Source organism: Pseudoxanthobacter sp. (assembly GCF_036822375.1).
Taxonomy (GTDB): domain Bacteria; phylum Pseudomonadota; class Alphaproteobacteria; order Rhizobiales; family Segnochrobactraceae; genus Pseudoxanthobacter.
Window position 1 is genome coordinate 48,574 of sequence record NZ_DAISHT010000001.1, and the last position, 19,352, is coordinate 67,925.

The 19,352-nt window shown below is 67.6% G+C and carries 15 protein-coding genes; 9 read left to right on the forward strand and 6 right to left on the reverse strand.

All coding sequences use genetic code 11. The annotated features are described in order from the left end of the window. Window positions 1-143 precede the first annotated feature (143 nt). From mgrA to V7067_RS00235, 4 genes are all read right to left on the reverse strand, one after another. The gene (gene mgrA / locus V7067_RS00220; RefSeq protein ID WP_334173851.1) at window positions 144-1,193 is read right to left on the reverse strand and encodes an L-glyceraldehyde 3-phosphate reductase; all 1,050 of its coding nucleotides are present in this window, start codon (window positions 1,191-1,193) and stop codon (window positions 144-146) included. Window positions 1,194-1,388: 195 nt separating this feature from the next. Further along, window positions 1,389-2,450: a substrate-binding domain-containing protein gene (locus tag V7067_RS00225; protein ID WP_334173852.1), complete on the reverse strand. Its 1,062-nt coding sequence runs from the start codon at window positions 2,448-2,450 to the stop codon at window positions 1,389-1,391. Between the two features lie 48 nt (window positions 2,451-2,498). Further along, a complete protein-coding gene (locus tag V7067_RS00230) occupies window positions 2,499-3,524 on the reverse strand; it encodes an ABC transporter permease (protein ID WP_334173853.1) in 1,026 nt (341 codons plus the stop codon). Then, a complete protein-coding gene (locus V7067_RS00235) occupies window positions 3,521-5,017 on the reverse strand; it encodes a sugar ABC transporter ATP-binding protein (RefSeq protein WP_334173854.1) in 1,497 nt (498 codons plus the stop codon). The genes V7067_RS00230 and V7067_RS00235 overlap by 4 nt, the downstream gene beginning before the upstream one ends. 269 nt (window positions 5,018-5,286) lie before the next feature. Here V7067_RS00235 and V7067_RS00240 point away from each other — a divergent pair, with 269 nt between their 5' ends. From V7067_RS00240 to V7067_RS00275, 8 genes are all read left to right on the forward strand, one after another. Next, window positions 5,287-7,332, forward strand: a complete 2,046-nt coding sequence (locus V7067_RS00240) for a N,N-dimethylformamidase beta subunit family domain-containing protein (RefSeq protein ID WP_334173855.1) — start codon at window positions 5,287-5,289, stop codon at window positions 7,330-7,332. Between the two features lie 281 nt (window positions 7,333-7,613). After that, a complete protein-coding gene (locus tag V7067_RS00245; protein WP_334173856.1) occupies window positions 7,614-8,384 on the forward strand; it encodes a glucose 1-dehydrogenase in 771 nt (256 codons plus the stop codon). A 38-nt stretch (window positions 8,385-8,422) separates the two neighbouring features. Further along, window positions 8,423-9,745 carry a histidinol dehydrogenase gene (gene hisD, locus V7067_RS00250; RefSeq protein ID WP_334173857.1) on the forward strand — a complete coding sequence of 441 codons (1,323 nt, stop codon included), beginning with the start codon at window positions 8,423-8,425 and terminating at the stop codon, window positions 9,743-9,745. A 10-nt stretch (window positions 9,746-9,755) separates the two neighbouring features. Next, window positions 9,756-10,772, forward strand: coding sequence for an alcohol dehydrogenase catalytic domain-containing protein (locus V7067_RS00255; RefSeq protein WP_334173858.1), 1,017 nt, complete (start codon window positions 9,756-9,758; stop codon window positions 10,770-10,772). A gap of 80 nt (window positions 10,773-10,852) precedes the next feature. Continuing rightward, a complete protein-coding gene (locus V7067_RS00260; RefSeq protein ID WP_334173891.1) occupies window positions 10,853-12,085 on the forward strand; it encodes a hypothetical protein in 1,233 nt (410 codons plus the stop codon). A 181-nt stretch (window positions 12,086-12,266) separates the two neighbouring features. Further along, complete coding sequence (locus V7067_RS00265; RefSeq protein WP_334173859.1) at window positions 12,267-13,289, forward strand: ABC transporter substrate-binding protein; 1,023 nt, start codon at window positions 12,267-12,269, stop codon at window positions 13,287-13,289. Window positions 13,290-13,533: 244 nt separating this feature from the next. Continuing rightward, window positions 13,534-14,382: an ABC transporter permease gene (locus V7067_RS00270; protein WP_334173860.1), complete on the forward strand. Its 849-nt coding sequence runs from the start codon at window positions 13,534-13,536 to the stop codon at window positions 14,380-14,382. A 1-nt stretch (window position 14,383) separates the two neighbouring features. Beyond that, window positions 14,384-15,163, forward strand: a complete 780-nt coding sequence (locus V7067_RS00275) for an ABC transporter ATP-binding protein (RefSeq protein ID WP_334173861.1) — start codon at window positions 14,384-14,386, stop codon at window positions 15,161-15,163. Between the two features lie 45 nt (window positions 15,164-15,208). On the opposite strand, the gene V7067_RS00280 is transcribed toward V7067_RS00275, so the two are convergent. Further along, window positions 15,209-15,997, reverse strand: a complete 789-nt coding sequence (locus V7067_RS00280) for a hypothetical protein (protein ID WP_334173862.1) — start codon at window positions 15,995-15,997, stop codon at window positions 15,209-15,211. A 274-nt stretch (window positions 15,998-16,271) separates the two neighbouring features. Here V7067_RS00280 and V7067_RS00285 point away from each other — a divergent pair, with 274 nt between their 5' ends. Further along, window positions 16,272-17,342 carry an AraC family transcriptional regulator ligand-binding domain-containing protein gene (locus V7067_RS00285; RefSeq protein ID WP_334173863.1) on the forward strand — a complete coding sequence of 357 codons (1,071 nt, stop codon included), beginning with the start codon at window positions 16,272-16,274 and terminating at the stop codon, window positions 17,340-17,342. 221 nt (window positions 17,343-17,563) lie between these two features. Here the strand turns inward: V7067_RS00285 and V7067_RS00290 are convergent, their stop codons facing one another. Next, the gene (locus V7067_RS00290; RefSeq protein WP_334173864.1) at window positions 17,564-19,000 is read right to left on the reverse strand and encodes a DUF1254 domain-containing protein; all 1,437 of its coding nucleotides are present in this window, start codon (window positions 18,998-19,000) and stop codon (window positions 17,564-17,566) included. Window positions 19,001-19,352 lie beyond the last annotated feature (352 nt).

Genomic DNA, 19,352 nt, shown 5'->3' on the forward strand with positions numbered 1-19,352 from the left:
CAAAGCCCCCGGCCGGCCCCGGCACACTTGCCGCGGGCCGGCCGGGCCCGCCTTCTGCGCCACCGCCCTGCGCCCCGGCCGCGAAGCCGGAGACGCGCAGGGCGGTGCTTTTTTACAGGGGCGTATCTACAGAGGCCTGCCGCTCAGATGGCCTGATCGTGGGACGGCTTGTCCCACAGGTTGACGTGGCCTTCCACGGCATAGCGGTCGATCTCGGCCAGTTCCTCGGCCGTGAAGGCGAGGTTGTCGAGCGCGCCGACATTTTCCGTCACCTGCTCGGGCGAGCTGGCGCCGATCAGCGTGGAAGTGACCCGCGGATCGCGCAGCACCCAGGCAAGGGCAAGCTGTGCCAGAGACTGCCCGCGCCGGGCGGCGATTTCGTTCAGCGCCCGCACGCGGCCGAGGTTTTCTTCCGTGAGGTGCGAGGGCAGCAGCGAGCCGCCGCCGGGCTTGTTGACCCGCGCATCGGCCGGGATGCCGTTCAGATATTTGCCCGTGAGCAGCCCCTGCGCCAGCGCCGTGAAGGCGATGAGGCCAATGCCCGTTTCCTCCGCAGCGTCGAGCAGGTCTTCCTCGATCCAGCGATTGAACATGTTGTAGGCCGGCTGGTTGATGAGCAGCGGCACGCCGCGTTCGGCCAGCAGCCGGGCGATCTCGCGCGTCTTGCGACCGGAATAGGACGAGATGCCGACATAGAGCGCCTTGCCCTGCTCCACGGCGGTGGCCAGCGCATGGGCGGTTTCTTCCAGCGGCGTGCTGGCATCGAAGCGGTGCGAATAGAAGATGTCGACATAGTCGACCCCGAGCCGCTTCAGGCTCTGATCGAGGCTGGCGAGAATATATTTGCGCGAGCCGCCGCCCTGCCCGTAAGGCCCCGGCCACATGTCCCAGCCGGCCTTGCTGGAAATGATCAGTTCGTCGCGGTAGGCGGCAAGATCTTCCTTCAGGATGCGGCCGAAATTGAGTTCGGCGCTGCCATAGGGCGGGCCATAGTTGTTGGCCAGATCGAAGTGCGTGATGCCGAGGTCAAACGCCCGGAAGATCACCGACCGCTGGCGCTCCAGAGGAACGGTGTCGCCGAAATTGTGCCAGAGGCCGAAAGAGAGCGCCGGAAGCACGAGGCCACTGCGCCCGACGCGCCGGTAGCGGGCCTTGTCGTTGTCGTAGCGGTCAGCGGCAGCGATATAGGTCATGGTGCCAGTATCCGTGTGAGGGCCGGGCGCGGCAGGCGCCCGTGTCGGGAATGCGTCGCCGCGGGCGATGCACCGTTAAGAGCACGGCACCGCCCCGCGCGGGGCGGGACGGTGCCGGAAGAGCAAAAAAGGGCGGAAGGCCGGGCCTTCGCCGGCGGGCAGCCCCCGGCCGGGAGCCGCATCGCCGGCGGGCCGTCAGTTGACGGTCGCCTTGCGGATCCAGTCGGCGGTCACCTCGCCCTTCAGGTCGAAGCCGGGCAGCTTGCTGTTCAGCTCCTCCTCGTTCTTGATGTCGTTGTCGTTCAGGAACTTCTGGGTAATCAGCGTCGGCGGCAGCAGCACCCGGGGGTCCTTCAGCTCGCCGGTGCGGGCCAGCGCCACCGCACGCAGCGCCGCCGCGCCGGTGCCGGACGCACTGACCGCCGAGGTTGCCACCCACGGGCTGCCCGGCTCGCGGATCGCCTGAATGTCGGAGGTGGAAACATCGACGCTGTAGACCTTTACCTTGTCGGAGAGGCCGGCCTCGTCAACCGCGATCTTGGCACCGCGGGCAAATTCATCCCACGGCCCGAGGATCACGTTGATTTCCGGGTTGGCGCGCAGGGCCGCCGCGGTCTGGTTGGCGGTGGTCTGGGCCGGCGTATCGTCCACCGCGCCCCACTGGGCGAGCTGCTTCACCTTCGGATGCGCTTTCAGGAACGCCCGCCACGCCACATCGCGCTTGTCGAGCGCGGGAAAGCCCTCGACATAGATATAGCCCGCGCGGAAGTCGTCGCCGTTGTCGGCAACAGCCTGATTAAGCACCAGATCGAGCTGCTTCGATTCATCCTGATCGATGACCACCACTTCCTTCTGCGGCAGCGTCACGTTCTGGGCCACCACGGTGATGCCGGCATCGATGGCCTCCTGCACCACGTCCGAAATGGCCTCGCCCTTGCCGCCGGCCAGAATGATGCCGTCGACGCCGAGGTTGATCGCCTGACGGATCTGCTCGCGCTGTTCGTCGGGCTTCTGCCGACCCTGGAACGAGCGCAGCTCGATGCCGAGTTCGTCGGCCTGCTTCTTCACGCCCGCTTCGTAGTTCTGATAGTAGTCGCCGCCGGACAGATAGACGACGAGCGCCACGCGCACACCGCCCTTGTCGAAGGGGGCCGGGGCGCCGGCAATGCCGGCCGCGAAGGCCGCTCCGCCCGCGGAGGCGAGGAGGGTGCCGGCCAGCAGGGCGCCGGCAGCGCGCAGAAAGGCGCGACGGATCATGGGTCTGTCTCCGTAAGTCGTGCTTTAGGAACGGTTTTTGGCAACGCCTCAGCGGCTGCGCCGCGCGAGGCCGAAGGTCAGCGCAAGGGCGGCAATCAGCACCACGCCCTTGATGAAATCCTGCAGGTAATAGGGCGCGTTCAGCATGGTGAGGCCGTTGAGCAGCACGCCCACGAACACCGCGCCGACCACGGTTCCGAACACGTTGGGCCGGCTGGCCCCCAGCACCGCGTAGCCGATGAGGGAGGCCGCCACGGCATCGAGCATCAGCGAGTTGCCGGCGCTGACATCGCCGCGCCCGAGGCGGGCGGCAAGCAGGATGCCGCCGAGCGAGGCGATGAGCGACGACAGCACATAGGCCACCGTGCGATAGCGCCGGGTGGGCGCGCCGGCGAGATGGGCGGCCAGTTCCGAGCCGCCGACGGCATAGAACACCCGGCCCCAGCGCGTGCGCTCCATGATGAACCAGAACACCAGCGCCACCGCAGCGAGGATCAGCACCGGAACCGGCACGATATTCCACAGCCGCGCGCGGCCGAGCGCCAGAAACGCCGCCGGAAAGCTGCCGGTGGCCGCAGAGCCGTCGAGCAGCGCCATGCCGGGGGCGATGGAGCGGCCGCCGGTGGGGATGAGCTGCAGGCCGGCCAGCAGGAACAGCATGCCGAGCGTGGCCAGCAAATCCGGCACCCGCAGCCGCACGATCAGAAAGGCGTTCGCCAGCCCGACGAGCACGCCGATGCCGAGCGTGGCAAGAATGGCAACGGCGGCCGAGCCGTTCAGCACGATCAGCACATAGGCCACTGCCATCTGCGCCAGCGCGGCCAGCGCACCGACCGAAAGGTCGAACCCGCCGACGGCGCTGGAGATGGTGACGCCGATGCCCAGCAGGGCGACGATAGCCACCGCCTGCAGGATGCTGAAGATGTTGGCAACGCGCAGGAACGCCGGCTCCTGCGCCTGAAAGGCCACGACCATGATGGCCAGCAGCACGAACACGCCGCTGCGCACCGCCAGCGAGCGCCACGAAAACGCCGATCCGCCGGCAGCCGGCGAGGTATTGACAAGCGTGGTCATGAGCCGACCCTCGCCTCCTGTCTGATGGTCCCGGAAAGAGCGGCGGCCGGAGCGTGGCCGTCGGAAACGAGGCGGTGGGCATCGAGGGTGACGATCCGGTCGCCGACCTCCAGCGCCTCCTCGAAATCGCTGACGAACACCAGTGTCGCCCGGTCGGCCGAGCGGGCGCGCAGCGCGGCGATGATGTCTTCGCGCGCGCCCACATCCACACCCTGAAACGGCTCGTCGAGCAGCAGCACCCGGGCCGGCTCGGCATGCCAGCGCGCCAGCACGACCTTCTGCTGGTTGCCGCCGGAAAGCGCGCTCACCGACTGCGCCGCGCCCTGCGCCTTGATGCCGAAATCGCGGATGCCCGCTGCGCCGGCGCGCGCCTCGCGCCGCACCGGCAGCAGCCCTCCGGCCGACCACTGCGGCAGAAAGGGAAAGCTGATGGCCCCGGCGATGGTGGAAAACGGCAGGCTGGCGGGAAAGAACGTCGTCCGCCAGCGATCCTCGCCGGCATAAAACACGCCGGCCCGGATGGAGCGGGCCGGATCGCGCGGCACGAAGGGAACGCCGCCAATGCTGATCGCGCCGTGCTCCAGCGGCCAGATGCCGAAGATGCCGCCGGCGAGCGTGGTTTTGCCGGCGCCGAGCGGGCCGGTTACGGCGACGATCTCGCCCTTCTCGGCCGTCAGGTCGAACGGCTCGCCGCCCCGCGGCAGCCGCGCGCCGCGAAGCTGGAAGAACGGCTGCGCCGTTCTGGCCGCGGCCCCGCGGCTCGTACGCACGACGGGACGACCGATCATCGCTTCCACGGCGGCATCGTGATCGATCGGCGGGGCGAAATGCGCCGCAACGCGCCCGTCGCGCAAGACGACGACGCGGGTGGCAAGGCGCGAGAGATCCGACAATTTATGCGAGATGTAGATGATCGCCACGCCATCGGCGCGCAGGGCTTCGATCAGCGCGAAGAGCCGTTCCGCCTCGGTGCGCGACAGGCTGGCGGTGGGTTCGTCGAAGATCATCACCCGCGGGCGGGTGGCCAGTGCGCGGGCAATGGCCACCAGCTGCCGGTCGGCCAGAGACAGGCTGTCGAGCCGGGCGCCGGGATCGACCGTAAGCCCAACCCGCGCCGCGCGCTGCAGCGCCTCTGCCCGAACCGCCCGCGCCGAGAGCACCAGAGGGGCCCGGCCGGTGCAATAGAGATCGAGCAGCAGGTTGTCGGCGACACTGAGCGAGGGCACGCCGATGTCGGCCACGGACTGATGGACGGCAACGATGCCGGCAGCCTCCGCCGCGGCCGGCCCGTCGAACGAAACCGCCTCGCCCGACAGCGAAAGGCTGCCGCCGTCGGCGCGTTCGACGCCCGAAATGATCTTGACCAGCGTGGACTTGCCCGCGCCGTTCGCGCCCATCAGCGCCAGCACCTCGCCCGCCCCGACGTCGAGATCGACGCCCGCCAGCGCGCGCGTCGCACCATAGGTTTTGGTAATGGCCCTGAGTTTCAGCACGGAACCGCCTGCCTGATCGTCAATCGCAAGGCCGGCCCGCCGCAATCGGGTGTGCAGCGGTCGCCGGCCCGCCTACTCTAGGCGAGCGGCACGACGACACGAGGTATTTTATCTACAATATCGCTGTATTAAATAGATAATAATTGCCGCCACAGCGCACGCACCGCCTGCTGCGGGGCGCGAATCGTCGCCGGGGCGGGTTCAATGGTCCTATGATGGCGCCCCGCCCGGTGCCCCCTGCCGGGCCGTTCCGCGAGAAGAGCCCGGCCATGAATCACAGCATCGACCACGGCGCGATGGCGGTGGCGGGCTACGCCCGGCCATGGCACACGACGGCCGGCCGGCCCGTGACGCTGCACCTTTCGGCCGCAGAGGCCGCCTGCGATGTCCGCGTGGTCCGCCTCGATACGCCGGCGGCCGAGCCGCAGCACTGGCCCGTGTCGCTGCTGGAACCGCCGGCGCACCGCAGCTTCGAGCAGGGCTCATACCTGCGGGTCTGCGGGCCGTCGCTCGCCCGCGCGGCCCCGGTCACAGGGATCGGCTTCGAACTGCTGCTGACGCACAACGACGGCGAGCGGGTGATTGCCGCAAGCGACGGCTTTCGCCTGTCGCTTGCCGATGGCCGGCTGGCGCTCCGGCTCGCCGGCAGCCCGGTGGCGCTGCCGCAGGCGGCACTGCCGGTCCGCACATGGATGACCGTGCGGCTGGCGCAGGCCGGCGAGGGCGTGGAGCTTTGCGTCGAAGGGCACGATCCGCTCGCCCCCTTCCGGCTGCACTGCACAGCCGGCCAGCACTGGCAGCCGCCGGCCACCGGCCTCACGCTCGGCACCGGTCTTGCAGCCGACACGCCCGCGCTCAACGCCCGCTTCGCGGCCCCGGTTCTGGAAACCGGCAGCGGCCGGCTGAGCTGGCAGTTCCCCACGCTGGTGCCGGATGGCCCCATGCCGGCCCGCGAAGTGCCCGGCGTGACCATGGAGGCGGTCAACCAGCCGACGTTCTGCGTCACCTCGCGCCGCTTCGACGGGTCCGGCTACGATCCGCGCCTGCTGCCGCATCACTACGATGCCGTCCACTGCCACGACGACGACATGGGCCCGCTCGACTGGCCGGCCTCGTTCTCAACCTCCATCCCCCCGGACGCCCCGGCCGGCATCTATGCCTTCGAGGTGCGGCAGGGCGCGGTGTGCGAGCCCGTCGTGTTCTTCGTGGAATCGACGGCCGCCACCGCACCGCTCCTCTTCCTCGTGCCCACGGCGACCTATCTCGCCTATGCCGACGAGCGGCTGCCAGAGGACCATTTCCCGTGGGTGTGCGAGGATCGCGGACAGCGCTTTGCCGCCGATAACAACCTGCGTTCGCTCTATGATTTCCACAGCGACCACTCGGGCGTGTCCATCACCTCATGGCGCCGGCCGAAGGCCACGCTGCGGCCGGATTACCGCTATCCGCTGTGCGGCGCCCCGCACAACCTGCCGGTCGACCTGCATTTCCTGCGCTTCTGCCACCGCCATGGCATCGCGTTCGATCTCATCACCGATCACGGCCTGCATGCGCGCGGCGCAGCGGCGCTGGAGGGACATGCCGCGGTGATGACCGGCAGCCACCCCGAATATATGTCGGCGGACATGGAGGCGGCGCTGCGCGGCTTTGCGGCGGGCGGCGGCAGCCTTGCCTATCTGGGCGGCAACGGCTTTGCCGCCCGCGTGGCGTTTCGCGGCGACCTGATGGAACTGCGCCGTTCGCCGCTGGAGGTGGGCCGCACATGGGACGGGCCGGTCAGCGAGCAGGTGCTGGCGCTCACCAACGAGCCCGGCGGGTTTCTGCGCAACGCCGGGCGCGGCGAATTCTCGCTGATCGGCGGTGCCATGTCGCTGATGGGGTTTGAGCGGGCCCACCCCTTCACCCGCACGCCGCGCAGCCACGAAGCCGATGTCGGCTGGCTGTTCGAAGGCGTCGGCAGCGAGAGCTTCGGCCATGACGGCATCGTGCTGGGCGGCGCGGCCGGTTATGAGGTCGATGCCACCGACCCGCATCTCGGCACCGCACCCGACACCGTCGTCGTGGCACGGGCAGCCGGCTTCCCGGCCGCCTTCGCCGACGATGCCGCGCGCTGGTATGCCGGCGGCGAGGACGAACGCGCCCGGCGGCGCTGCGCCGAGATGACGGTGCGCCGCCTGAAGGCCGGCGGCTGGATCTTCTCCGCCAGTTCCGTCGCCTTTCTGGGGGCCCTGCCCGATGACGGCATGAACGATGTCGGCCGAATCACGCTCAATCTGCTGCGGCGGATTGCGGCCCTGCCCGCCTCCCCGGCCTGAGAGGCCGCCCCGGATGCCGTGGCATCCGGCGGTGCGGAGAACGCAACATTGTGAACCGATGCAACTGCAACGATCACACGTCAGGCAACGAATTCCTTTCATAAACAAGCTCTTGACCTGCCTTGTCGGAGATTGCCCCGCACAGCCGATGCCCGTCAGGCACGGTTGACCGCAGGCCATTCTGCCTCAAATATGCCTAGGCATATGAATTAAGCATCCGGCTGCCGCAGAAGCCCCCCGATCTGTCGCCGCCGGATAGTGCTGCGTGGAGCAAACGCACCATGGCCGACCGTTTCAGCCTCTGCGGAAAGACCGCCCTCGTCACCGGTGCCAGCCGCGGCATCGGGCGCGCCATTGCCGGCGCGCTGGCGCAGGCCGGTGCCGACGTGGCGGTGACCGCCCGTCGCCGCGACGATCTCGATGCCGTCGTGGCCGAGATCACCGCCGCCGGTGTGCGGGCCCATGCGGTTGCCATGGATGTGCAGTCGGTGGCCGCCTGCCGGGCCGGCGTGGCAGAAGCGGCGGCGCACTTCGGCGGCATCGACGTGCTGTTCAACAACGCCGGCATGGAGCAGGTCTGCCCCTCCCTCGACGTGGAGGAGGACCTGTGGGACCGCATCGCCGACACCAACCTCAAGGGCGCGTTCTTCTGCGCTCAGGCGGCGGCGCGCACCATGCGGCTCGATGACAGGAAGAGCGGCAGCATCGTCAACCTGTGCTCGCTCACCTCGTTCGTGGGCGTGGCGACGGCCGCGCCCTACACGGCCTCCAAGTCCGGCCTGCTCGGCCTGACGCGGGCGCTTTCCACCGAGTGGGCGCCGTTCGGCATCCGCGTCAACGCCATTGCGCCGGGCTATTTCCGCACCGCGCTCACCGACGTGTTCTACCGCAGCGACGACTGGCAGCAGGCCATGGTGGCCAGGATTCCGCAGGGCCGGTTCGGCACGCTGGACGATCTCGCCGGCGCCGCCGTGTTTCTGGCCAGCGATGCCTCGGCCTATATCACCGGCCAGTGTCTTGCCGTCGACGGCGGCTACCTCGCCGCGCTCTGACCCCCTTTTTCCCGCTCACGACCATCCAGAGACCGAACATGTCTGACGTTTCGTTTCACGATCTTTCCCGGCTCGACGAAGCTGCGCGGGCAGCCCTGATGAAGCGGTCCGAGACCGATCTTTCGGGCTTCATCGAAAAGGTGCAGCCGATCATCGAGGCCGTCCGCACCGAAGGCGATGCCGCGCTGCTGCGCTTTGCCCGCGATCTCGACAAGGCGGACGTGAAGCCCGGCGGCCTGAAGGTGAGCGAGGCGGAATTCGACGCCGCCTTCCGGGCCGTCGACGACGAACTGGTGGAGGCGATCCGCTTCGGCGTGGAGAACATCCGCGTGTTCCACGAGGAGCAGAAGCCGGAGCCGATGTGGCTGAAGGAGATCCGCCCCGGCGGCTTCGCCGGCGACCGCTTCACCCCCATCCGCTCCGTGGCGCTCTATATTCCGCGCGGCAAGGGTGCCTTTCCCTCCGTCACCATGATGACGGCGGTGCCCGCCGTTGTGGCCGGGGTGCCGGAACTGGCCATCGTCACGCCGCCGACGCCGGACGGCTCGGTCGATGCCGCGACGCTGGTTGCCGCGCGCATTGCCGGGGTTGAAACCGTCTACAAGTGCGGCGGCGCGCAGGCCGTGGCGGCGGTGGCCTATGGCACCGAAACCGTGAAGCCGGCGCTGAAGATCGTCGGCCCCGGCAGCCCGTGGGTGGTGGCCGCCAAGCGCGTGCTGGCGGGCGTGATCGATCCCGGCCTTCCGGCCGGCCCGTCCGAAGCCGTCATCATGGCCGACGACACCGTGCCCGGCGGCCTCGCCGCGCTCGACCTGCTGATCGAGGCCGAGCACGGGCCGGATTCCTCGGCCTATCTCGTCACCCACAGCCGCCGCGTGGCCGAAGAGGCGCTGGCCGCGCTGCCGCAGCACTGGGCGCAGATGACCGAACAGCGCGTCGGCTTCTCCCGCACCGTGCTCGGCGGGCGCTGCGGCGGCATCGTGCTCACGCCGTCGATCGAGGAAAGCTATCGCTTCGTCAACGACTACGCGCCGGAGCATCTGGAGATCCTCTCCACCGATCCGTTCAGCCACCTCGGCCGCATTACCGAGGCGTCCGAAATTCTGATGGGACCTTATACGCCCTGCTCGATCGCCAATTTCGGCCTTGGCCCGAATGCGGTCCTTCCGACCAGCCGCGGCGCCCGCACCTACGGGCCGCTGTCGGTGACGGATTTCTGCAAGCGCGCCTCCATCGGCTACGTCACCGCGGGCGCCTATCCGGAATTCGCCCGTCATGCCCGCACGCTGGCGAAGTACGAGGGCTTTTCCTCGCACTACAACGCCGTGTCGGACATGCGCACCCCCTATATCAAGGGCTGAGGACGGGGCGATGCAGGCGGTCAGGCTTCACGGCATCAGGGCGCTCGCCGTTGATGAGGTGCCCGCCCCCGCCCGGCCGGGGCCGGGCGAGGTTCTGGTGCGCGTCAGCGCCGCCGGCATCTGCGGTTCCGACGTGCACAACTACCTCACCGGCCAGTGGCTGAGCGGCCCGCCGCGGGTCGCCGGCCACGAGTTCTGCGGCGTGGCGGAAGCGACGGGTGAAGGCGTTTCCCATGTGGCCGCAGGCGATCTGGTGGTGGCGGATTCCCGCTTCTACTGCGGCACCTGCGAAGCCTGCCGCGCCGGCCGGCACAACATCTGCAGCCATCTGGGCTTCGTGGGCGAAGCCTGCGACGGCGGCTTTGCCGGACATGTGGTGCTGCCGGCCCGGCTGGTCTTTGCCGCCGTTCCCGGCACCGATCCGCGCATTGCCGCCATGAGCGAGCCGATGGCGGTGGCGCTGCATGCCGTCCGCCGGCTGAAGGCACCCGCCGGCCGGCCGGTTCTGGTGGCCGGCTGTGGCATCATCGGGGCGCTCACCGCGCTTCTGCTGACGCAGCAGCACGACGGCCCGGTGCTGGTGGCCGACCGCAATGCAGCCCGCGCCGCCCGCGTGGCGGCGGCATCGGGCGCGGCGGTCACCGCAACCGATGCGGAAGCGCTGCGGCAGATCGCCCATGCGGTGGATGCCACCGGCAGCACCGCCCTGATCGGCCATCTGGTGCAGGCCATGGCCGGCGGCGGCACGCTGGTGCTGGTCGGCATCGCCCACGGCCGGCTCGATATCGATCCGAACCTGATCGTGGAGAAGGAGATGGCCGTGCTCGGCAGCCATGCCTTCAGCACCGCGGATCTGGAAGACGCCATCCCGCTTGCCGCCCGCCATGCCGGCGTGCTCGCCGGCTGGATCGACCGCGTTTATCCGCTGGCGGAGGCCCCGGCGGCCTATGAGCGGATGATTTCCGGCACCGCGGAAGGCCTCAAGGCCATTCTGCAACCGGGCGGAGCAACGGACGAGAGCCCATGACCACAGCGACCGCTGCCACCGCCAGCCGCACCGCCCTCATCCGCCAGCGGGCACAGAACGACCCCGCAGAGGCCTGCCGGATGATCGGCACGCTTCTGGCCGGGCTGTTCGCCATCGAGCCGCAGCACATCGCGCTCAACCGCGACCAGTACAGCCTCAATTCGCTGAACGGCTTCTTTTCCGCCGGCGGCGAAGACTTCTTCTTCAAGTTCCATCAGGAGGAAGGCGAGGAGGACATGTCGGGCGAATATTACCGCGCCGACATTCTGGCCGGCGCCGGCCTGCCGGTGGATCTGCCGGTGTTCAAGTCGACGCTGCCGGGCGAACAGATTCTGGTCTACCGCCGCCGCACCGATCCGCGCTTTTCCGACGTGCTGCGCGCACTGGACGAGGCGCCGGACCCGGCCATGGAAGACCGAGCCGTCGCCGCGGAGGCGGCGCTGAGCCGGCAGATTGCCGCCGTCTGCCATCGCAGCCTGCATGCGGTCACCGCCGGGCAGGTCGCGGCCGAGCCGATCCACCGCCTGTTCTGGGAGCGCATGGTCGATCCCGTGACCCGCCATCCGCCCGGCGGCCGGCTCGCCCGTTTCTATCTCGGCCAGACCTTCGCCTTTCCCGGCGTAACCCTGCCATGGGAAACGCTGTCGCGCCTGAAATGGCGCATCAACGGCCGGCTTTATGACAGCACGCTGGGCGATCTGTTCGCAGCCGCCATCCATCGCCTGTCGCCGGCCGCGCTGGCCGATGCCGGCGGCGTGATTGCCCATGGCGACGCCCACAACGCCAATGTGTGGTTTACGCAGCACGCGGAGCGGGCGGAGCTGACCTTCTTCGACCCCGCTTTTGCCGGCCAGCATGTGCCTTCGCTGCTGGCGGAGGTGAAGGCCACCTTCCACAACTGCCTTGCGCATCCGCTGTGGCTCTATGAGCCGGCTCTGGCGGCCGAACGTTTCCGCGCCCGCGCCACCGTCAGCGGCGACACGCTGGTGGTGGAAACCGACTGGCAGCCGACGGTGCTGCGCCGCCGCCTGCTGGCGGTGAAGGCCACGGAAATCTGGCGGCCGCTGCTGGCCGATCTGCATCGCCGCAGCCTGCTGCCGGCGGACTGGGAACGGGTCATCCGCCTGGCTCTGTTCCTGTGCCCCACACTGGTCATGAACCTGCGCGCCGATGGCGGACCGAACGGACACAATCCGGTGTCCTCGCTGATCGGTTTTTCCACCGCCGTCATGGCCGGATCGCCGCCGCGCAGCGGCGAGGATGTTATGACCGGCTTCTTCCACAGCATCGACCCCGCCCACGCGCCGTCGTGACGAGCCGGCGCACACTTTCTGCCCACGATGACAAAAGCGCCATTGCGCAAACAGCGTGATTAAACCTATACATATACAGGCTCCGCGGGATCAATAATCAGAACAGGCCCGCAAGATCGTGCCATTATCGCGCGGGCTGCACCGTCGGTGCCCGCCGCATCTGTCCAGAGGAAGGATATCCATGTTCCGCTCCATGATTTCCCGCCGCGCCTGCCTGCTTGCCATGGCAGGGGCACTCGCCGCCGGAACCATGCTGCAGGCGCCCGCTGTGCGGGCGCAGGAAGCGCTGCCCGCCAAGCCGGAAGCCGGTGCGTTCAAGCTCGGCATCGAGCCGTGGCTGGGCTACGGCCTGTGGCACGTGGCCGCCAAGAAGGACCTCTTCGCCAAAGAGGGCCTGAGCGACGTGGAAATCGTCAACTTCACCGAAGACAAGGATCTGAACGCGGCGCTCGCCAGCGGCCAGCTGGATGCCGCCACCATCGCCACCCACACCGCGATGGGCATGGTGCAGGCCGGCCTGCCGGTCAAGATCGTCATGCTGCTGGACTTCAGCCTCAGCGCCGACGCCATTCTGGCCGGCAAGGACATCAAGTCCATCGCCGATCTGAAGGGCAAGGAAGTCGCCTTCGAGGAAGGCACCACCAGCGACATTCTGCTGAACTATGCGCTCTCCAGCAACGGCATGACCATCGACGACATCGTGCGCGTGCCGATGCCGGCGGCCGATGCGGGCACGGCGCTGATCGCCGGCCGCGTGCCGGTGGCGGTCACCTATGAGCCCTACATCTCGTCGGCCCGGGCGCAGGACCCCAATGTCAGCCTGCTGTTCACCGCCGGCGTCGATCCCGGCCTCGTCTCCGACGTGCTGATCGTGCGCGACGAAGTGCTGAAGGAGAAGCCCGGTCAGGTGGTGGCCATGCTGAAGGCATGGGACGCCGCGCTGGCCGACTATCGCAAGAACACCGCCGAAGACCGCGCCATCATCGCCGAGGCGGTGGGCGCGAAGCCGGAAGAACTGACCACCGCGTTCTACGGCGTGCAGTATTATTCCGTCGGCGAGGCCGCGGCCGCCTTCAAGGGCGACTTCTCCGGGAAGACGTTCGGCGACGTGCTGGCCGCGGCCAAGAAGGCCGGCCTCGTGAAGAAAGACATCACGCCGGAAAGCGTGATCGACCCGGCCTTCGCCGCCGCTGCCGCGAAGTAAGATCCGCCGGCCGCGCCGCCGCCCGGTGCGGGCGATGCGGCGCGGCCGGCCCCCTGTCGGGTCGGGCCTTCGCCCGCTGCCGCCGCACCGGGCCCGAACGCGAGGTCCGGCGGCCTGCCTGCCGACCCTCCTCCGCCTTCAGCGCTCTTCGGAACCGGCGTGCCATGACGCCGGCGCGCGGCCCGCAAAAGCCGCCCGCCCGGCCTTCGCGGCGTTGCGCCATTCCGCTCCACCGGAGTTCAGCATGACCGGTTCCCCGCAAACCCCATCCGCGCCGCCGGCCGCCCGTGGCGGCGTGGGCCGTGCGCCGGGCCTGTTCCGCATCGGGGCCGGCCTTGGCAGCGGGCCTTTCGTCTTCATCGCGCTGGCGGTGTTTCTGGCCCTGCTGGCGCTGTGGTGGGCCGTCACGGCCTCCGGCCTCGTCAAGCCGATCTTCCTGCCCGGCCCCGACGCCGTCTGGCTGCGGCTGGTGGAACTGGCCACCGACGGCACGCTGTGGGCCGATGCCGGCATCAGCCTCTATCGCATGATGGTGGGCTTCGCGATCGCCTCCGCCATGGCGATCCCCATCGGCATCATGATCGGCTGCTTCCGCGTGTGGGAAGCCAGCATCGAGCCGCTGGTCGACTTCGTGCGCTACATGCCGGTTGTGGCCTTCGTGCCGCTCACCATCCTGTGGGCCGGCACCAGCGATACGCAGAAATTCGTCATCATCTGGATCGGCACCTTCTTCCAGCAGGTGCTGATGGTGATGGACAACGTGAAGCGCGTGCCGCCCGATTTCGTCGGCCTCGGCCGCACGCTCGGCCTCTCCGAAGCCCGCATCGTGCGCCGCATCGTGCTGCCCTCCGCCCTGCCCGGCATCTGGGATACGCTGCGCATCAGCCTCGGCTGGGCGTGGACCTGGCTGGTGCTGGCCGAGCTGGTGGCCGCCACATCCGGCCTCGGCTACCGTATCGTGGTCTCGCAGCGCTATTTCCAGACCCAGACCATCATCGGCTACATCCTGCTGCTCGGCGTGCTGGGCCTGATCACCGACCAGAGCATGAAGGCTCTGGAGCGCGTGCTGTTCCGTTACAATTCGCGAGGCTGACATGGGCGAGCCGAAACTGCACATTGCCGGCCTCAGCAAGTGGTTTCCCGGCAAGAAGGGCCCGATAAGGGCGCTGAGCGACATCAACCTCGATCTCGCCGATAACGAGTTCGTTTCCCTCGTCGGCGCCTCCGGCTGCGGCAAGAGCACGCTGCTGTCGATCGTGGCCGGGCTGCAGAGCTTCAGCGAGGGTGTGCTGCTGACCGATGGCCGCCCCATCGTGGGGCCGGGGCTGGATCGCGGCGTGGTGTTCCAGTCCTACACCCTGCTGCCGTGGCTGACTGCGCAGCAGAACGTGGAGTTTGCGCTGCGCGCCGCCGGCATGAGCGCGGCGGAATGCCGGGACGTGGCCCGCGCCCACATCGAACTCGTCAAGCTCGGCCGCTTTGCCGACGCCTATCCCGCGCAGCTTTCCGGCGGCATGAAGCAGCGCGTCGCCATCGCCCGGGCGCTTTCCTACCGCCCGCGCATGTTGCTGATGGACGAGCCGTTCGGCGCCCTCGATGCCCTGACGCGCCGCCAGATGCAGGATCTGCTGACGCAGATCTGGGAGGAACACCGGCTGACGGTGCTGTTCGTGACCCACGACGTGGAAGAGGCCGTCTATCTCTCCGACAGGATTGTGGCGATGAGCCTCAATCCGGGGCGCATCAGCGCCACCTTCCACGTCGGCCTCGCCCGCCCGCGCACGCAGGACACCATCTCCACCGCGGATTTCATCGCCCTGCAGCGCGATGTTCTGGCGGCCATTCAGGCGGGCTCCGAACCCGATCCCGCCTGAGGCACGGGGGCGGCGGCCCGCGGCGGCCGCTGCCGGGCCGGTCGCTCAGAACTGAAAATTGATACCGCTGTAGATGTTCCACTTCTGCTGGTTGCTGCCGCCGGTCGCGACCGCATATTGCGGCTCGACGAACAGATTGGCCACGACGTCGTGCATCCGCAGAACCTTGCCGAGGCCGAACCCCACCGGCATGGTATAGGCGCCGTTTTCAAAATTGGCGGTCCAGATGCCGGTTGAGCGCAGATACCAGCCTTCCCCGAGCTGATAGAACACGAAGGGCTGGAATGCGCCGGCGTTGACATCCGGCTGGCTGCCATTGCCGCCGACGCTCGCCTGCCAGGTCAGCAGATAGCCCCACTGGATCTTCCGGCTCGCGGCATTGAACAGGACGTTGGCGAAGCCGAGCGACCATTTCTCGCTGCCGGTATCCGCCGAACCCGAGGTCGGTGCCGTCACCTGCGGGCCGAGGCCGAAGCTGATATCCCGGTTGCCGGTATCGAACAGATACGTGGCAAAGACATTCAGGTCGCCAATACCGGTCACATGCCCGTCGGTGGCTGTCGGCACCGTGTTGACGGGCAGCGACGCGCGCATCAGCCACTGGCTGTCGAACACCTTGAACGGCTGAGCATAGCGCAGGATGAACTGGTCGGCATCGGCGTGCGAACCGGTCAGGTCGCCCGTGTAGTAGTTCTGGAAATTCAGCGCTTTCAGATCGGCCAGCGGATTGTTCGCCTGTGCGTCTTCCCGGCTCTGCGCAAGGGCCTGAGACGGCATATACACGCCCGCCGCGACAAGAATTGCTCCAGCCAATCGACGAATCATCGTTTTCATAAACTCGCTCTGCATCGCATTCCGGCCAAATGAGCGCGTGTCCGGCTACACCTGATATTATGTGTTCCGGGTATTGTTTTATTGATGTTCTACGTTTACTATAAATTTATCCGAACAGGCTCGGATAAGCCTTATCATTTGGCGTCAGGCTGCCGGCTCACGGCAAAATTGAGCCCGTGCGGTCGCCACTGAGACGGGCGCAGACGACAAGAAGCTGACGATACGAAGCGATGGAACCGCAGACCCTCTCCAGCCGGCCAGCCGGACGCAGGCCATGAAGCAGAACGGGCGGGTGCCCCTGATCCGGGCGCGCGGCTATGGACGGCTGCCGCAGATTCTGGAGGAGCGCGCCGGCGAGGAAGCCGTGCTGAAGGCGCTGAAGGGCGAGGGCCTTCCCATCGCCATGCGCGATCTCGGCGGCATGCCGATACCCGCGCATGCTCTGGTCGGCCTGTTCGCGCGCGCCGGCGCGCTGGCGCACGAGCGCACGCTCGGCTTGCAGGTCGGCGCGCGCATGTCCTATTCCGGCTACGGTCCGTGGGCCATTCAGGCCTCGTCCGCCGCAACGCTCGGCGCCGCGATCCAGCGCCTCAACCGCACCAGCGGGCAGCATCAGGCATCCGGGCTGCGGTTCACGCTGGAACGGGAGGGCGCGCGGTGGCTGTGGCGGATCGCGCGGCCCGGCTTTCTTGCCGGCAGCATCTGCTACACGGATCACGAGATCGTGCCCATGATCAGCTTCGCCCGGCTGTTTCTGGGTTCGGCGTGGCTGCCGGACTGGGTTGAGGTGGATTACCCGCGCGATGAAAACGCCGCGCTGCTGGAGCGGGCGCTCGGCGCGCCGGTCCTGTTCGGGCGCCGGGCCGTGGGCCTGCCTTTCACCCGCGATCAGCTGCACCGGAACCGGGAAGAAAGCGACAGCCCGGAGGGGGCCGCCGTTCTGCCGGCGCGCAACATTTATGACGACGTGCTGCTGCCGGCTGCGCCCGAGCCGGTCCGGTCGTTTTCGTCGATCGTGGCGCTGCGGCTGATCGACGGCGAACACGATCTTGCCGGCGCCGCCCGGCTCGCCGGCATCGGCACGCAGGGTCTGCAGCGCCAGTTGCGGACCGCAGGCTATACCTATCGGGATATTCTGGAAATCGCGCGCCGGAAACGGGCCGTCTTCCTGCTGACAAAGACAGAACTGGCGGTCTCCGATATCGCCGTCGCGCTCGGCTACGAGGACCATCCCAACTTCACGCGGGCCTTCGTGCGCTGGATGGAGTGCTCACCCTCGGCGTTCCGCCAGCGCCACGCCCTCGCCCGGCGCCAAGATGACAGCCGCACCGGCAGCGGCGACTGAAGCCGCGCGACAGGAAAGGGCGGGCCTTTCTGCAAAGGCCCGACGGCTTCCGGACTGTTGGCCCACGCCGGAAGCACCCCTTCCCTGCCTGCAGACCGGCGAACCGGCCTGCGTGCGCGGTCTCCCCCACCCCTGCAGGCCCCCGTCCTGCAAGAGGTCTCATCACGCGGTCATCTATCGGGGCAGATGACCGGACGCGGGCGCCCGGTCACCCGAAGGTGTCAGTCCTTCACTTCCACAACCGCCGGCACCGGCCAGGAGGTCGGATCGGACAGGATGCGGATCGTCGCATCGGCCGGCGCATAGGACCGCGGGATCAGGTAGAACAGCCCTTTGGGCGCCGGCAGCCAGTTGGATTCCAGCGCCTTGCCGGGGCTTTCCGCCTGAATGTAGATCGTGAAGGATCCGTCCGGGTTCTTCTTCAGGTCGGGCGTGTCGCTGCCAATCATATAGCGGTTCAGAGAATTCTCGACCGTATAATTGTTCTTGGCATCGTACATCGTCAGAGACCAGAAGCCCGGCTCGATATAGGGCAGCCCTTCCTTATAGGTAATCGTGTATTTCTTATCCCCGGTCAGCGGCCTTGCATTGGAGTCGACGATATACTGGAAGTAGACCGCTTCGAACGGCGTGTTGGCCGTCAGTCCGATGCGGGCAATCTTCGCACGGGTCATGTAGTCGGTCTGGGAATCGCCGATCGTGGCGGGCGGGATGTAAGCCCCCTGATAGAACCAGCCGAACGGCAGGTCGCTCAGGATCGGCGCAATGTTCGTGGCGGCCTTGGTCATGGCCTCCAGCACCTTCGGGTCCACTCTGGTGCGGTCCCACTTGCGGCCGAGTTCGATCCCCAGCGGCTTGAAGCTCGGCAGCAGGGCGGCGATCTGAGAGTCCGGCGGCGGATTCTCGTTCATCGCATCGGAGAGGATTTCCCAGAACTGCAGCGGATCCTTGAAGTCGAGCGCGCTGACGGGCAGGCCCGGATCGGAGACCACCGGCGCCGGATAGTTATAGGCCGGCAGCTTGAGCGGCGTGCCGCCGGTGTAGGCGGAAAGGCCGGTGGTGCGGATTTCTTCCAGCACCTTGCGCGCGGTATCGAGAACGACCTTGCCATCCTTGTAGAGGTGGACGCGCGGCTGCAGCAGAATCCAGCGTGTCGGCGCGTCGATCCGGGTCACGCCTTCCGGCAGCGTGCCGGTCCAGCCCGGGCCGACCAGCGCAAACTTGCCGCCCTTGTAGCCGGTCGCCTTGCCGCCGACATAGGCAAAGGCATTGGTATACATGTCGACAATCTCAACCATGTAGTAGAGATTGTCGGAATCCGGGACGGTCAGAATGACCGGCTCCGGCCCGAGGTCCATAAAGCCGAAGCCGTAAACCGTGTTCACATTCGGCGTGACATAACCGGCTTCCTTCGACAGGGCCGGCGTCGAAATGTTCTCCATGCGCCAGATATTGTTGGGGCTGGACTTGGCATGCGGACCGACGGCATCGTTATGCCGCAGGTTGTACATGGTCACCAGCGGCGCACCCCAGTTGGCGGTCTGCAGGGCAAGGCTGTAGGCCCATTCTGCCTGCGCGGTCAGCTGCGCCGGGGTAAGCTGCGTCTGCTTGACGCCCGCGCTCGCGTCGCCCTCCTGCGCAACGGCAGGCATCGCCATCACGGCAAGCATTCCCGCCGATGCGAGAAGCACCGACCGCCAATTTGCCTTACGGTCATCCGTCTGCTTGGTCATAGCGTCTCTGATCCTTCGCGTATGCCGTCTTCATCCGGAGCGCAAATCTCGTGAGAGTTCGCGCACAGTAGAACTCATTCATCGCAGCTGCACATGAACCTGCGGATGCGCAGTTATGGCCATTTTCAGCTTGCTTATTGTGTCTACCAGACAGGTAAACCGGCCGGACGCTCAGGCGTCCGCCCCGCGAATTAGGTTGCGATGCATTCTGCGAATGGATACTAAGCGGCCCGCCCCGAAGCCGTTTATCATTAGGCGTCAGCGCAATACCGATTGC

Excerpts from the sequence above, each read along its gene's own strand:
- mgrA (WP_334173851.1), bottom strand. The coding sequence starts at position 1,193 with ATGACCTATATCGCTGCCGCTGACCGCTACGACAACGACAAGGCCCGC.
- V7067_RS00225 (WP_334173852.1), bottom strand. The coding sequence starts at position 2,450 with ATGATCCGTCGCGCCTTTCTGCGCGCTGCCGGCGCCCTGCTGGCCGGC.
- V7067_RS00230 (WP_334173853.1), bottom strand. The coding sequence starts at position 3,524 with ATGACCACGCTTGTCAATACCTCGCCGGCTGCCGGCGGATCGGCGTTT.
- V7067_RS00240 (WP_334173855.1), top strand. The coding sequence starts at position 5,287 with ATGAATCACAGCATCGACCACGGCGCGATGGCGGTGGCGGGCTACGCC.
- V7067_RS00245 (WP_334173856.1), top strand. The coding sequence starts at position 7,614 with ATGGCCGACCGTTTCAGCCTCTGCGGAAAGACCGCCCTCGTCACCGGT.
- hisD (WP_334173857.1), top strand. The coding sequence starts at position 8,423 with ATGTCTGACGTTTCGTTTCACGATCTTTCCCGGCTCGACGAAGCTGCG.
- V7067_RS00255 (WP_334173858.1), top strand. The coding sequence starts at position 9,756 with ATGCAGGCGGTCAGGCTTCACGGCATCAGGGCGCTCGCCGTTGATGAG.
- V7067_RS00260 (WP_334173891.1), top strand. The coding sequence starts at position 10,853 with ATGATCGGCACGCTTCTGGCCGGGCTGTTCGCCATCGAGCCGCAGCAC.
- V7067_RS00265 (WP_334173859.1), top strand. The coding sequence starts at position 12,267 with ATGTTCCGCTCCATGATTTCCCGCCGCGCCTGCCTGCTTGCCATGGCA.
- V7067_RS00270 (WP_334173860.1), top strand. The coding sequence starts at position 13,534 with ATGACCGGTTCCCCGCAAACCCCATCCGCGCCGCCGGCCGCCCGTGGC.
- V7067_RS00275 (WP_334173861.1), top strand. The coding sequence starts at position 14,384 with ATGGGCGAGCCGAAACTGCACATTGCCGGCCTCAGCAAGTGGTTTCCC.
- V7067_RS00280 (WP_334173862.1), bottom strand. The coding sequence starts at position 15,997 with ATGAAAACGATGATTCGTCGATTGGCTGGAGCAATTCTTGTCGCGGCG.
- V7067_RS00285 (WP_334173863.1), top strand. The coding sequence starts at position 16,272 with ATGAAGCAGAACGGGCGGGTGCCCCTGATCCGGGCGCGCGGCTATGGA.
- V7067_RS00290 (WP_334173864.1), bottom strand. The coding sequence starts at position 19,000 with ATGGCGATGCCTGCCGTTGCGCAGGAGGGCGACGCGAGCGCGGGCGTC.